This window comes from Streptomyces sp. NPDC093225 (genome assembly GCF_044753805.1).
Lineage (GTDB): Bacteria > Actinomycetota > Actinomycetes > Streptomycetales > Streptomycetaceae > Streptomyces.
The window spans coordinates 514,611-527,992 of sequence record NZ_JBIVNX010000001.1 but is presented as its reverse complement, the minus strand read 5'-3'; the positions used below and the strand labels follow the sequence as shown (position 1 = coordinate 527,992).

The 13,382-nt window shown below is 74.7% G+C and carries 14 protein-coding genes; 9 read left to right on the top strand and 5 right to left on the bottom strand.

What is annotated here, in order from left to right:
- Positions 1 to 113: 113 nt before the first annotated feature.
- Together ACIQCH_RS01745 and sigK are read right to left on the bottom strand one after the other, a co-directional pair.
- On the bottom strand, positions 114 to 869 hold the full coding sequence (locus ACIQCH_RS01745; RefSeq protein WP_402576805.1) for an anti-sigma factor domain-containing protein: 756 nt from the start codon (positions 867 to 869) through the stop codon (positions 114 to 116).
- Positions 866 to 1,456: an ECF RNA polymerase sigma factor SigK gene (gene sigK / locus ACIQCH_RS01740; RefSeq protein ID WP_402576803.1), complete on the bottom strand. Its 591-nt coding sequence runs from the start codon at positions 1,454 to 1,456 to the stop codon at positions 866 to 868. Before sigK ends, ACIQCH_RS01745 begins: the two co-directional genes overlap by 4 nt.
- Before the next feature lie 622 nt (positions 1,457 to 2,078).
- On the opposite strand from sigK, the gene ACIQCH_RS01735 reads away from it, so the two are divergent.
- From ACIQCH_RS01735 to ACIQCH_RS01715, 5 genes are all read left to right on the top strand, one after another.
- Positions 2,079 to 2,894: a sigma-70 family RNA polymerase sigma factor gene (locus tag ACIQCH_RS01735; RefSeq protein ID WP_402576801.1), complete on the top strand. Its 816-nt coding sequence runs from the start codon at positions 2,079 to 2,081 to the stop codon at positions 2,892 to 2,894.
- Between the two features lie 121 nt (positions 2,895 to 3,015).
- A complete protein-coding gene (locus ACIQCH_RS01730; protein WP_402576799.1) occupies positions 3,016 to 4,281 on the top strand; it encodes an NAD(P)/FAD-dependent oxidoreductase in 1,266 nt (421 codons plus the stop codon).
- On the top strand, positions 4,281 to 5,291 hold the full coding sequence (locus tag ACIQCH_RS01725; RefSeq protein ID WP_402576797.1) for a DUF1365 domain-containing protein: 1,011 nt from the start codon (positions 4,281 to 4,283) through the stop codon (positions 5,289 to 5,291). The genes ACIQCH_RS01730 and ACIQCH_RS01725 overlap by 1 nt, the downstream gene beginning before the upstream one ends.
- Entirely contained in the window at positions 5,288 to 6,742 is a 1,455-nt protein-coding gene (locus ACIQCH_RS01720) for a class I SAM-dependent methyltransferase (protein WP_402576901.1), read from the top strand. Before ACIQCH_RS01725 ends, ACIQCH_RS01720 begins: the two co-directional genes overlap by 4 nt.
- Before the next feature lie 55 nt (positions 6,743 to 6,797).
- Complete coding sequence (locus tag ACIQCH_RS01715) at positions 6,798 to 7,631, top strand: DUF1295 domain-containing protein (RefSeq protein ID WP_402576795.1); 834 nt, start codon at positions 6,798 to 6,800, stop codon at positions 7,629 to 7,631.
- Positions 7,632 to 8,062: 431 nt separating this feature from the next.
- On the opposite strand, the gene ACIQCH_RS01710 is transcribed toward ACIQCH_RS01715, so the two are convergent.
- Complete coding sequence (locus tag ACIQCH_RS01710; protein ID WP_402576793.1) at positions 8,063 to 9,211, bottom strand: MerR family transcriptional regulator; 1,149 nt, start codon at positions 9,209 to 9,211, stop codon at positions 8,063 to 8,065.
- 69 nt (positions 9,212 to 9,280) lie between these two features.
- Positions 9,281 to 9,757, bottom strand: coding sequence for an SRPBCC family protein (locus ACIQCH_RS01705; protein WP_402576791.1), 477 nt, complete (start codon positions 9,755 to 9,757; stop codon positions 9,281 to 9,283).
- A 97-nt stretch (positions 9,758 to 9,854) separates the two neighbouring features.
- On the opposite strand from ACIQCH_RS01705, the gene ACIQCH_RS01700 reads away from it, so the two are divergent.
- On the top strand, positions 9,855 to 10,031 hold the full coding sequence (locus ACIQCH_RS01700) for a hypothetical protein (protein WP_402576789.1): 177 nt from the start codon (positions 9,855 to 9,857) through the stop codon (positions 10,029 to 10,031).
- A 185-nt stretch (positions 10,032 to 10,216) separates the two neighbouring features.
- Here ACIQCH_RS01700 and ACIQCH_RS01695 read toward each other — a convergent pair whose 3' ends face one another.
- Positions 10,217 to 11,047, bottom strand: a complete 831-nt coding sequence (locus ACIQCH_RS01695) for an oxidoreductase (protein WP_402576787.1) — start codon at positions 11,045 to 11,047, stop codon at positions 10,217 to 10,219.
- A gap of 90 nt (positions 11,048 to 11,137) precedes the next feature.
- Between ACIQCH_RS01695 and ACIQCH_RS01690 the strand changes: the two genes are divergently transcribed.
- The 3 genes from ACIQCH_RS01690 (at position 11,138) to ACIQCH_RS01680 (ending at position 12,984) form a co-directional block, all read left to right on the top strand.
- On the top strand, positions 11,138 to 11,716 hold the full coding sequence (locus tag ACIQCH_RS01690) for a TetR/AcrR family transcriptional regulator (protein WP_402576785.1): 579 nt from the start codon (positions 11,138 to 11,140) through the stop codon (positions 11,714 to 11,716).
- 45 nt (positions 11,717 to 11,761) lie between these two features.
- Positions 11,762 to 12,070 carry a hypothetical protein gene (locus ACIQCH_RS01685; protein ID WP_402576783.1) on the top strand — a complete coding sequence of 103 codons (309 nt, stop codon included), beginning with the start codon at positions 11,762 to 11,764 and terminating at the stop codon, positions 12,068 to 12,070.
- Between the two features lie 167 nt (positions 12,071 to 12,237).
- Entirely contained in the window at positions 12,238 to 12,984 is a 747-nt protein-coding gene (locus tag ACIQCH_RS01680) for a hypothetical protein (RefSeq protein ID WP_402576781.1), read from the top strand.
- Positions 12,985 to 13,382 lie beyond the last annotated feature (398 nt).

Here is a 13,382-nt window from a genome sequence, read left to right as displayed (position 1 = left end):
GCTTGCGGGCGGTCCACTTGCGCACCGTCACCTCCTGTTCCTGGTCGGCCCGCTGCGGCGTGGCGGCGGTCGGCAGCCCGGCGGCGGTGGCTGCTCGCGTGCGGCGGGGCGGGTCAGGCGGGAAGGGGCATGACGAGCAGGGGGTCGCTGGTCGGCCGGGGCGACCCGCCGGCGGGTTCGAGGGTGAGACCGACCGCCCCCGCGTCGCCGGGGCTGCCGGACAGGACGACCGTACCGTCCCCCTGGATGAACCCGGCCGGGCTCATCGTGCCGCCGTGTTCGAGCCACAGCTGGTAGGTCCGGCCCGCCCCGGGCGCGGCGAGGTTGCCGGCGGTGAAGACGGCCCCGTTCTGCCGCCGGGAGGTGACGACGGTGGTCAGGGCGCCGTTGGCGGCCCTGCCGTGGACGGTGCGGGCGTCGGGTGCGGCCAGGACGGTGCTGACGGCGTCCAGTTGCCGCTGAACCTCTAGGGCCTCCTGCCGGAGGTCCTCGCCGGTGCGCGCCTGCCACACCGCGGCGCCGCCGAGCACCGCGGCGGCCACGCTGGCGGCCAGGGCCAGGGGCACGGCCCTGCGGCGCAGCCCGGCCCGGACGGCGCGCGCGGACACGGGGGTGGCGGCCGGGACACGCGGGGGCAGTTGGCGCACCCCCTCGATGGCGGCCATGACCCGCGCCTTGGCCGCCACGGGCGGCGGCTGGAACACGGCCGCGGCCAGACGCGCCGCGGTCGCCTCGAACTCCTTGGCCTCCTGCCGGCAGGCCTCGCAGGTCTTCAGGTGGGCGTCGAAGGCCTCGCGTTCAGCAGGATCGAGTGCACCCAGGGCGTAGGCGGCGGCGAGGGTGTGGGCGTCGGACGCGTGGTGCTTCATGTGCTCACCCCCATGCAGTCGCGGAGCCGGATCAGCCCGTCGCGCATGCGTGTCTTGATCGTGGGAAGCGGCGCGCGCAGGGCTACGGCGACTTCACGGTAGGTCAGCCCCTGGTAATAGGCCAGGGACACCGCCTGCCGCTGGAGCTCGGTCAGCCCGCGCAGGCAACGGCGTACCTGCTCGCTCTCCAGGCGGGTCTCGACCTGCTCGGCGACCTCGTCGAACGCGGTCGCGTGCGCGCGGGCGGCCTGGGCCTGCTCGCGGTCGGTGGCGGCTTGGGCCGAGCGGACCCGGTCCACGGCCCGCCGGTGGGCGATCGTCGCGGCCCACGTGGTGACGCCACCGGCCTCCGGCCGGTAGCGGGCGGCCTGCCGCCACAGGTCGATCATCACCTCCTGGGTGACCTCCTCGGACTGGGCCCGGTCGCGTACGACCTTGACGACGATCCCGAACACCATGGGCGCGAGGGCGTCATAGAGGGTGGAGAAGGCCTGCTTGTCGCCGCGGGCGACCTGCTGCACGACCTCGACGAGGGCCGTGCGGTCACTGGGGCCGGGGCGGGTGCCGAACGGGATCGGTTGGCTCACCGGCACCGCTCCGGCCGTTGCGAGAAGGCGGAGGGGCGGCCGGGGTCGGCCGTCGGGGGGCGGGGCGTCCATCGCATGCCGGTCCTTTGTCCGTGTCGTTCGGGCGCAGCCGGCCGTCCTACGTGTGGTACGGCCGCCGCACCCCGTGCATGTATGTCGTCGGTTCTTCGGAGCGGATGGGCCAACGGATGGGGGGCAGTTCATCATCCGCGCCCCCCTCGGACCACCCCCTGCGCGGAACGGGCCCGGTGACCTGGCCCGCGGGCGGGCCACGGAGGCGGTGCGGCGGGCAGCGGTACGGCGGCCCGGTGGTGCGGCGGCGCAACGGCACCGGAGGCGCGCGACCCCGGACGACGTGCGGGCGGGCGCGGAGCTCGGCGGGCTGGTCGGGCCGGGGGTGAGGCGGCCCGGCGATCAGGCGATGGAGGATGCGGTGCAGCGGCGGAGCCGCCCGAACCGAGGCGCGCACCCCCACTTCGATGCGGAAACGATGCGGATTGCGGCGCGAGGCCTGGCGGCCGGAGCGTAGGAGGACACGCACGGGACCGCACGGTCCCTCGGACCGCGGCTCCGCGGCGGCCGACGGCCCCCGGACCCGCACCCCCACCGGAGGAGGACCGCCATGACCGCGCACCGGACGACGGGCGGATCCGACTTGGCGGAGCCCATCGGCAGCGACGAGGACACGGGCACGCACACGGACGCCGACACCGGGACCACGACCGACACCGGGACCACGACCGGGACCGGGACCGGAACCGGAGACGGCACCGACACCGGGACCGACACCGGGACCGAGGGACGCACCGGGGCCGACACCGACGCCTCGATCGCCGGTGGACTCGTCGCGGGCGACGAGCGCTGCCTGGACGCGGCCTACCGCCGCTGGAGCAGGCTGGTCCACACGATCGCCGCCCGCGCGCTCGGGGACCCCCGCGAGGCGGAGGACGTCACGCAGCAGGTGTTCGTGGCGGCCTGGCGCGGCCGGGCCGGCTTCCGTCCCGACCGGGGCACCCTGCCGGCCTGGCTGAGCGGCATCACCCGCCGGAAGGTCGCGGACGCCCTGACCGCGCGCACGCGCTCCACCGAACTCGCCCTGGTCCTCGGTGCCGGGCTGGAACACGAGGGCCGGGCGGGCCGTCCGGGCGGGGCGGGCGAGGAAGCCGAGCGGGTCCTCGACCGGCTCGTCGTCACCACGGAACTGGCGCGGCTGCCGCGCGTCCAGCGCGACGTCCTGGCGCTCGCCTACTTCGCCGACCTGACGCAGGCGCAGATCGCCGACCGCACCGGCCTCCCCCTGGGCACGGTCAAGAGCCACGCCCGCCGCGGCCTCCAGCGCATGCGCCACAACCTCGCCCTCCCCGGTGCGGGCACGGGATCCGGCACCGGCACCGGCACCGGCACCGGCAGCGACATCGGCACCGACATCCGCGGCTGATCCGACCCATCCGGCCGGGCGAGGGCTCCGAACACCCCACCGCAGACACCGGACGACCGCACGGAACGGACCGCCGCCCCGGCAGGGCACGGCGGCCGGCACACGAGGGGTGGAGACGAGGGTGGAGACGACGAGCGGACGAAGCATCGCCGTGGTGGGGGCGGGAGTGGCGGGCCTGACCGCCGCCCACGTCCTCTCCCGCGCGCACGACGTGGTGCTGTACGAGTCCGAAGGACGGATCGGCGGCCACGCGCACACCCACGAACTGGCGGCCCGGGAGGGCGGGACGCTCGCGGTGGACACCGGCTTCATCGTCCACAACGAGCGGACCTACCCCCACCTCCTGCGCCTCTTCCGCGAACTCGGCGTCGCGACGCAGGACGCCGAGATGAGCATGTCCGTCCGCTGCGACGGATGCGGCCTGGAGTACGCCGGCGCGCGCGGGGTCCGCGGTCTGCTCGGCAGCGGCAACGCCCGCCGGGGCCGCCACCTGCTGACGCTCGCCGACGTCCCGCGCTTCCACCGTGCCGCGCGTCGCCTGCTGTCCGCCGACGACACCACGCGCACCTTCGGCGACTTCCTCCGGGACCACCGCTTCTCGGCGCACTTCACGAACCACTTCGCTCTCCCCCTCGTCGCCGCCGTCTGGTCGTGCGCCCCCGACACGGCACTGCGCTACCCCGCCGTCTACCTCTTCCGCTTCCTCGACCACCACGGGCTCCTCTCGGTGACCGGGTCCCCGCAGTGGAAGACCGTCACCGGCGGTTCCGCCGCGTACGTCGAGCGCGTCGCCAAGTCCGTCTCCTCCGTCCGAACCGCGACCCCGGTGCGCGCCGTCGTGCGCGGCGCCGACCGCGCGACGGTGGTCACCGCCGACGGCGAGGCGGTGGAGCACGCGGCCGTGGTCGTCGCGGTCCACCCCGACCAGGCCCTGCGTCTCCTGGCCGACCCCACCGAGCTGGAGCGGCGCGTCCTGGGGGCCTTCACCTACTCGCGCAACCCGACCGTCCTGCACCGCGACACGGCGCTGCTGCCGCGCTCGCGGCACGCGCGCGCCTCCTGGAACTACCGGCTGCCCTCCTGCACCGCCCGCCCGGGCAGCGTCCAGGTCAGCTACGACATGAACAGGCTCCAGCAACTGCCCTCCGCCGAGCCGCACATCGTCACGCTCAACCCGGACCACCGCCTCGACGAGTCGACGGTCCTGGCCCGCATGACGTACGAACACCCCGTCTACACCCCCGAGTCCGTCGCGGCCCAGCGCCTCCTGCCCGACCTCCGTACCCCGGTGACCGCGTACGCGGGCGCCTACCACGGCTGGGGGTTCCACGAGGACGGCTGCCGGTCGGGCGTCGAGGCCGCCCGGCACCTGGGGGTGGACTGGTGATGGCCGCCGCTCCCCTGCCCCGGGCACCCGGGCGCGGTACGCCCGAACCCCCCGAGCCCGTGCCCGACGCGCCCGTTCGCAACGAGCCCGTGCCCGACGCGCCCCCGCCCCACGCGCCGGACGCCGCCACCCTGCCGGCCGTACCCGCCCTGTACGAGACCGAGGTCGCCCACACCCGCACCACGCCCTTCCGGTACGCGCTGCGCCACCGCACGTACATGTGGCTGGTGGACCTGGACGACCTGCCCGTCCCGCCGCGGCCGCTGCGGCCGCTCGCCCGTTTCGACCCGCGCGACCACTTCGAGGGCGACGCGCCGACCGTGCGCGCCGGCCTCGACGCGTACCTCGCTGCGCACGGCGTACGGGAGGCGGACGGCCGGGTGCTGATGCTGACCCACGCGCGCGTCCTCGGGTACGTCTTCAACCCGCTCAGCCTGTACTGGTGCCACGACCGCGCCGGCCGTCCCGTCTGCGTCGTCGCGGAGGTCCACAACACCTACGGCGGGCGCCACTGCTACCTGGTCCGGCCCGACGGACAGGGCCGCGCCGAGGTCGCGAAGGACTTCCACGTCTCTCCGTTCCTCGACGTCGAGGGCTCCTACCACATGCGGCTGCCGCTGCCCGGCGACCGGCTCGACCTGACCGTCCAGCTCCGCCTCGGGGACGGATCACGCCCGCTGACGGCCACCGTCCGCGGCACCCGCCGGCCCGCCCGCCCCCGCACGCTGCTCGCGGCCGCGCTCCGCCATCCCTGGTCGACCCTCGGCGTCTCGATCGGCATCCGACGCCACGGCATCCGCCTGTACCTCAAGGGTCTCCCCGTCCGGGCCCTCCCCCACCCCCACCCGTGCTCCGGCACCGGCACCGGCACCGGCACCGGCACCGGCTCCAGCTCCAGCTCCAGCTCCAGCTCCAGCTCCAGCTCCAGCTCCAGCTCCAGCTCCAGCTCCAGCTCCAGCTCCAGCTCCAGCTCCAGCGAACCCCGTCCCTTCCAGGAAGGCACCCCGTGACCTCCTCCCTCACCACGGGGCCGGCCGTCGCCCCGGCGGCCCCCGCGACGGCAGCCCCCGGCGCACCGGATCGCGTCGCGGTCGATCCCGAGCGCTGGCCCGGCGTCGCCCGGCTGCCCCGAGCGTCGGCCGTACGCACCGCCGTCGCCCGTCGGCTCGTCGAGCGGGCGTTCGCGCGCCTGCCGCTGCGCGTCCGCGCCGCCGGCGACCCGCCCGCCGTGCCCCGCGGCCGCGGGGGCGACGGCGCCCCGCCGACCCTGGTGCTCCACGACCCGGACGCGTTCCACCGCCGGATCGGGGCCGACGGACTCATCGGCTTCGGGGAGTCGTACATGGCCGGCGAATGGGACGCCGACGACCTCGTGGACGTCCTGACCCTCCTCGCCCGCCACGTCGACGACCTCGTCCCGGCGCCGCTGCGCCGGCTGCGCGGCGCCTGGGTCCGGCGCCGCCCCGCCGCCGACCTCAACACCCCCGAGGGGGCGCGCGAAAACATCCACCGCCACTACGACCTCTCCAACGAGCTGTTCGCGCTGTTCCTCGACCCGGGCCTGAGCTATTCCTCCGCGGTCTTCGACCCCCTCCGGGAGGGACCCGGGATCCTCTCCGACGCGCACTTCACCGCCGCGCAGCACCGGAAGATCGACCGGCTCCTCGACCTGGCCGGGACCGGCCCGGGCACCGCGCTCCTGGAGATCGGCACCGGCTGGGGCGAACTGGCGATCCGCGCCGCCGCCCGGGGCGCCCGCGTCCGTACCGTCACCCTCTCCGAGGAGCAGCTGGCCCTCGCGAGGCGGCGTGCGGCAGGCGCCGGGGTCGCCGATCGCGTCAGCGTCGAGCTGCTCGACTACCGTGCCGTACGGGGCCGTTACGACGCGGTCGTGAGCGTCGAGATGATCGAGGCCGTCGGTGCCGAGTACTGGCCCGACTACTTCGCCGCGCTGCGCCGCCTGCTCGCCCCCGGCGGCCGGATCGCGCTGCAGGCCATCACCATGCCGCACGAGCGGATGCTCGCCACCGCCCGCACCCACACCTGGATCAGCAAGTACGTCTTCCCCGGCGGCCTGATCCCCTCCCCGCGGGCCATCGCCCGGGAGAGCGCCGCCGCGGGTCTGCGCATCACCGACGACACGGGCTACGGCGACCACTACGCGGCCACCCTCCGGCAGTGGCGGGAACGCTTCCTTCGCGAGGAGCCGGCCGTCGCCGCCCTCGGCTTCGACCGCGTCTTCCGGCGCATGTGGGAGTTCTACCTCGCCTACTCCGAGGCCGGCTTCCGGGCCGGCTATCTCGACGTCCGCCAGTTGCAGCTCGTCGGCGACGGCGGGGACGGCACGGGGAGCTCGGAGAGCAGGGAGGGCGCGGGAAACCCGGCGGGTTCGGAGGGCGCAGCAGGTACGGAGGGCACGGCAGGTACGGAGGGCACGGCAGGCGCGGAGGGCACGCCATGAGCACGGGTGGCCGTGACGGCGCGGGCGCCGGTGCCGCCCGGTACGGGGGCCCGTCGTGACCGCCGCCGTCGACAGCGGTGCCCTGGGCGCGGTCCTGGCCACCTCGGCGGCCGCGGCACTCGCCGTCATGCTGGCGGCGTTCGCCGTCGGCACCGCGAAGCGCCTGCACCGGATCGTGGACGTCGCGTGGGGGGTCGCGTTCGCCGCCGTCGCCGTCGTGGCCTGGTCCCTCGCGGCCGGTCACGGCGACGACGTGCGCCGGACGGCCGTCGCCCTGGCCACCGTCGTCTGGGGCATGCGGCTCGCCACCCACATCGCCCGCCGCGGGCGCGGCCACGGCGAGGACCCCCGGTACGCCCGGATGCTGGCCCGTGCCCGCGGCAACCCCGCCCTCTACGCGCTGCGGACCTTCTACCTCCTCCAGGGGGCCCTCGTCTGGCTCGTCTCCCTGCCCGTCCAGGTCGCCGTCCTGGTGCCCGGCCCGCTGGGGGCGACCGGCGTGCTGGGACTCGCCGTCTGGGCGGTGGGCCTGGCCTTCGAGGCGCTCGGGGACCACCAGCTCGCCCGCTTCAAGGCCGATCCGGCCCACCGGGGCCGGATCATGGACCGGGGCCTGTGGGGCTGGACCCGGCACCCCAACTACTTCGGCGACTTCCTGGTGTGGTGGGGCCTGTACCTGACGGCCTGCGCCTCCTGGGGGACCGCCCGCCTCGTCCTGGTCTCCCCGGTCGTGATGAGCGGACTGCTCATCTGGGGCAGCGGCAAGCGGCTCCTTGAGGCGCACATGGCCGATCGCCCCGGGTACGCGGCCTACCGGGCCCGTACGAGCGGGTTCTTCCCGCGCCCGCCGCGCGGTGCGGCGGACGCGCGGACGGCCTCCGGCGGGTAGGGGCGGTCCCGCGGAGGCCACGGTGAACCGCACGGCCCGGGCGATCAAGCAGCTGGAGACCGATGTCGGGGCCGCTGTTCGCCCGCCACGCTCCCCCGGTCGGCTCAGTGCTGCTCGGCGAGGCGCGGACCCTGCTCGACCACGCCGACCGCGTCCGGGCCCGGGTCCGGCGCGGCGGCGGGGGGCGAGAGCATCGCCGTCGGCATGCTGGGCGACGGCACCGACCCGGTAGTGGCCATGCCGCCCGAAGCCCGCCGCCGGAGCCGCCCCGGCATCGACATCCGCATCCGCATCCGCCCCACCGACCTGACCGACCCGACCTGCGGGCCGCGGGCCGGACGGGTCGACGTCGCGCTGACCCGGGCACCGTTCAACGAGACGGCCCTGACGGTGCGTGCGCTGCGCACCGAGCTGGTCGGCGTGGTTCACCGTCACCGAGCGGGTGCGGCCCGGTCCCCGTACCGTCGCGCGATCGCGTCCAGGGCCTCGCGCAGTCCGCCGGGCCGGACCATGCGCGGACCGGGCGGTCGGCCGAGCCAGCCGGGGCCGGCGAGCAGGACGAGCGGAGCGGTGCGCGCTCCTCTCATCCCGAACGCCGTGTCCGCGACGTGCCGGGCCAGGGCGTGGTTCGCCGTGGACCTGGACTGCGACCAGAGCGCGACGGCAGCCGGTCCCGACCGGCGGACCGCCGCGACCAGGGCCTCGTCCGGCACCGCCGCGCCGAACATCCTCACCGGCAGGCCCCGTTCGGCGAGTGCCGCGGCGAGCGCCTCCAGCGGCAGCGTGTGCTGCTCCGCCGGGACGCACGCCAGCACGACCGGATCGGCCGGGGAGGCCGGGGAGGCCGCCGGCGGGTCGGGGCCGGTGACGGCGGCCCGCCGCAGTGCGGTGGAGACGTGCCACGACAGCAGGTGCTCGACCTCGACGTAGCGGTCGTCGGAGGACTCCCACTTGCGGCCGACCGCGTGCAGTGCCGGGGACATCACCTCCTCCCAGGCGGTGACCAGCCCGTACCGGAGCACGACCTCCGTCAGGAGCCCGTCCATCGCCGGACCGTCGAGGCGCGCCGCCGCGCGGGCCAGTCCCCGGCACTCCTGTCGTACGTCGCCCAGGGGAAGTCCGCCACCCGGCCCCGCACGACGGCTCCCGCGCGACGGCCCGCCGACCGGGGGCACGGCGGCCAGGGGTGCGGCGGCCAGGGAGACGTCGGCCGGGGGCGGACCCGGTGGCGGCACGGCGGCCGGGATCGCGCTCGGCTCCGCCGCCCCGGAAGGCCCCGACGGGCCGGACGGGCGGGCCGGGGGCGCGGCTGCGCGTGCGCCGAAGGCCGCGGCCGGTGCTCCGGCGCGCAGGCACCGGGCGGCCCGTGCCGCCTCGGCGGGCGGGACGCCGGACGCCGTGAGGCGGCACATCTCCTCCATCATCGCCACGTCCGCCGGACTCCACCTGCGGTGCCGCCCGTCCGCGCGCGCGGCCGGCCCGATGCCGTACCGCTGCTCCCAGGAGCGCACCGTGGTCGGCGAGACCCCCAGGCGCCGTGCCACCGCCCCGGTCGTGATCCCGTACACCGAATCGGACATACAGCCCCCATACGATGCGGAAACGATGCGCCTCGGGCTCCAGGATTCGCCCGGCGGGCGGGGGCGCGGTCAGGAGGGACGCCCCTCGGCCGCGGCCGGAAGGCGTGCGGTCACCCTGTCGGCCAGCCTCTCGAACTCGGGCCGCAGGAACGGTGCGGCGAGCCGGGCGAGGCCCTTGAACGTCAGGGACGCCCGGTACGTCAGCCGGGTGCCCGCGCCGCCACCGGCGTCACCTGCGGCCCGGCCTTCGCCCGCGCCCACACCCACGAAGCGGAGGTCGTCGACGGCGGTCACCGTCCCGTTCTCCCCGACGAACACCAGCCGTGCCGGCTCGCGCACGACGAGCCGGTATTCGAGTTCGGTCGTACGGCCCCGGAACCGCGACGTGTTGCGCCAGCGGGCGCCGGGCCGCACGGGCCCGTCGTCCAGCCGCACGCAGCTGACGGTGCCGGGGTCCCACTCCTCGGCACGGGCGAAGTCCTCCAGGTACGCCACGAGCTCGGACAAGGGTCGGTACACCACGAAACTGCGCTCCACAGCGATCACCGTACGGTCCTCCTTCCACGCGCCGCCGAGCCCGGGGGCCCGTCCACCGTCACCTGTGCTTCTGCGACGACGGGCCCGGTGGATGCACCCCACGCGCATGCGCCAGACCGACGCAGTGCTCTGGGGCCCGCTGGTGTTCGAGGGGCTCGACGATGTCGAGGTCGAGGCGGTTTCGGCCGCGTTCGGCACGGTCGAGGTCGTGGCGAGGGGGCGCGCAGGCGGCGCTTCATGTCGGGGCTGGCGGCCCGGCTGGGCTTCGGTGCGGGACGGATGACCTTGTTGCGCAGGGTTATGGCGCTGCCCGATCCGCGGTTCAGTACTCCGCGTGTGCGTGGTCGATGTGCTCCCGACGCGTGAAGCCGGGCCGCTGGCCGCGTGGGCTGGACCGCCATCCCCCGGGGTCGTGGCCGATCGGACCGTCCAGGAGATCGGGCAGCGCCCCGCGGTCGGTTGTCTGTCTCAGCCGGGCACGCCGACAGCGCGAGAGATGATCGCGTCGAAGGCACGGTCGGGCAGGAGGCGGCGCAGGGCGATCAGCGGGCGCGCCCCGAAACCGGTGGCGTAGCGGGTCCTGGGGCGGCGGGCGGTGACGGCCTTGCCGATGGTGTCGGCGATGACCGTGGGCGGGGAATTGCGCTTGGCGTTGGCCTCGGAGCGCAGGGCGGAGGCAACGGCCGTGGCCTGCGCGGCGTAGGCGCCGCTGCCGGAGGACTCCTCCAGCTTGTCGGCGGCGATGGCGCCCCATTCGGTGGCGATGCCTCCGGGTTCGATGACGACGACGTCGACGCCGAAGGGCTTGGCCTCCAGGCGCAGGCAGTCGCTGAGGGCTTCGAGGGCGAACTTGGTGCCGTGGTACCAGCCGCCGAGCGGGGTGTAGATCTTCCCGCCCATGGAAGTGACGTTGACGACGGTGCCGGCGCGCCGGGCGCGCATGTGGGGCAGGACGAGCTGGGTCAGGCGGATCGCGCCGAAGACGTTGACCTCGAACTGGCGGCGGGCCTCATCCAGGGGCACGTCTTCCAGGGCGCCGTACGAGCCGTAGCCGGCGATGTTGGCGAGCACGTCGATGCGGCCGGTCTCGGCGACGATGCGCTTGATGCCGGCCTGCATGGAGTCCTCGTCGGTGACGTCCAGCGCCAGCGGGTGGATGCCGTGCTCGGCGAGCTTGGCGAGTCGGTCGGCGCGGCGGGCGGCGCCGTAGACGGTGTAGCCGAGTTCCTGCAGCTTGAGAGCGGTGGCTTCGCCGATGCCGGAGGAGGCACCGGTGACGAGGGCGGTCTTGGCGGGCATGGCAGGTTCCTCACCATTAAGATGAACTCAGGTTCATCATCTATCCTGAACGACAGTTCACCTTGATGCAAGTGAAAGGGCGCACCTCCCGTGACCCAGGCCAGGGCCCCGCGTGCCGACGCGGTCCGCAACCGCAAGAAGATCCTCACCGCCGCCGGCGAGCAGATCACCGCGCACGGCCCCGACGTGGGAATGGACGAGATCGCCGCCGCCGCCGGTGTTGCAGTCGGCACCCTGTACCGGCACTTCCCGACCAAGACGGACCTGGTCGCGGCCGTCGTCGCCGAGTACGTCGCCCGCGTCGCCGACGACGCCGAAGCCGCCCTCGCGCGCGTCGTCGACGGCACCACCCGCGCCCTGGAGGAACTGACCGCGTTCCTCGGCCGCGTCATCGAGCAGTCCGCGACCGACCGTGCCGTCAAGGCCGCGGCCCAGACCCTCGGTGCACAACCGGGCGACCACGCCGACGAGGACCGCGCGAGCGCGGCTGTCGCCGGCCTCATCCGGGCGGGGCAGGCCGACGGTGACATCCATGCGGACATCACGGTCAACGACATCTACCTGTTGTTCTCCACCGCGCCCACCAACCGGCCGACGGCGGCCCGGAACCGCTGGCTCGCCCTCGTCACCCCCGGCCTGACCACCCGGGCCCGAGGAACAGCGAGCTGACCGCTGAAAACCGGGACAGTGAGCCGAACGGTGCTGTCGTTTCTCATGGACATCGAACACGGCCAAGCCGGGGTCAGAGCTGGCGCGGAGCAGCTCGTGCAAGAGGTGCCGGAGCCGACGTCACTGCTGATCGACCTGGACGCGATGACGGAATGGGAGACGCGCCACGACCTGCTGCCCCTGGTGAAACAGCTTGCCGGCTCGGCAGCGCCATCTGGCCTGGACCCTGTCCGGATTCACCCTCGGCGACCTCGCCGAACAGCTCTGCATGAGCGACGAGGCAGTACGCGCCACCCTCTACAAGCCCGGCGCGCCGTGGCTGAAGCGATCAAGGAGCGGGAGGAGGGACCGTGACCGGCCGCCACACGCACGACAACGACGAGGAGCAGACCGTCAGCAACCGGCTCGACCGGTACCGGCGTATCGACGTCCTATTGCGGTGACGAAAGAGCTGTTGCCCTCGTGAGTGAGGGTCGGCAGCAGGAGTGGTCGTCGGCTCGCGAGGTAGTTAGGCTGACCGGATGACAGCTGATCGCTTAGTCGACCCGCACCCGTCCGCTGCAGCCAAGCACCCCCGCGTTCTCGCCCTGGCCTGCGCGGCCGGGATGGCCCTTGCCGGGAGCGCCTGTTCCTCGTCCGGGAGTTCCGGCGGAGCCGCCTCGGGCGGTGAGAGGCTGTCCTACGACCGGGTCGCCTCGACGGCGAAGCAGCTGACGGGTACGTCGGCCTGCCCGTTCGGCCTCGACCCGACGGCGGCGCTGAAGGCGGCCGGTGCCGAACGGACCGTCACCCCCGCGGCGTCCGGCGGCCACCCCGCGGCTCAAGGGACCGTCGACCAGGGCCGGCCGGCTGAGGCCTGGCCCAGCGGGCAGCCCACGCCGTCCGGGGTCCCCTCCAACCCAGCCGTCCCGCCGAACGCGTCAGTCGTCTGCAACTTCACGGCTTCGGAAGCCCCGGTGGAGATCGACCTCGTGGCGACGTCCGAGGGCGGGGTGGCGGTGAACCTGGCGCTGCCGCAGATCGCCTACCTCGGCAACCTCCGCGCCGCCGAGGTGATGGCGTTCTCCAAGGACAAGCCCGGGATCGGCCAGACCAGGGTCACCCCGGGCCGGGGCACGGTCGCCGTCGCACGGGTGGCGGTGGCGGGCAAGGGCGACTTGGCGCTCGTGGTCTCGCAGGGATGGCCCGTCACCAAGGCGGACCCGGCCCTGGCCGGCGAGTCGCTCAGGAAGGTCGCCGAGGCACTCGCGGCCCAGCTGCGGCCGTAGGCGGCGCCGGCAGGCGACCCCCGCCGCGCACTGCTCGCCGCTCGACCGGAGCGAGCCGGTGCGGTATCCGGGAGGGCCGAACCGGAGGTCGCCAGGGCCCGCGGCCGAGGCCGCATCGGAGCCCCGGGTGGCTCCGAACGAGTGGACTCGCCGGGCGGCGTACGGGACCGGGCCTCCAGCCGGGCTCGGGGGGTGACGTTGCCATCCGAGTCCCTGAGCTGGAAGAAGCACCCCCACATGCGACGCACCCCATCCCGCCGTCTGTTCGCCGCGGCGATGCTCGGCGTCCGTGCTGGCCCCGATGGCAGCGGTGCCCGCCGCGGGCGTCGTCCGGTACGACGAACTAACAGCGAAGTTTTCGCAGGTCAGAGGCTTGCCTGCTAGCTTCCCTGTATGCC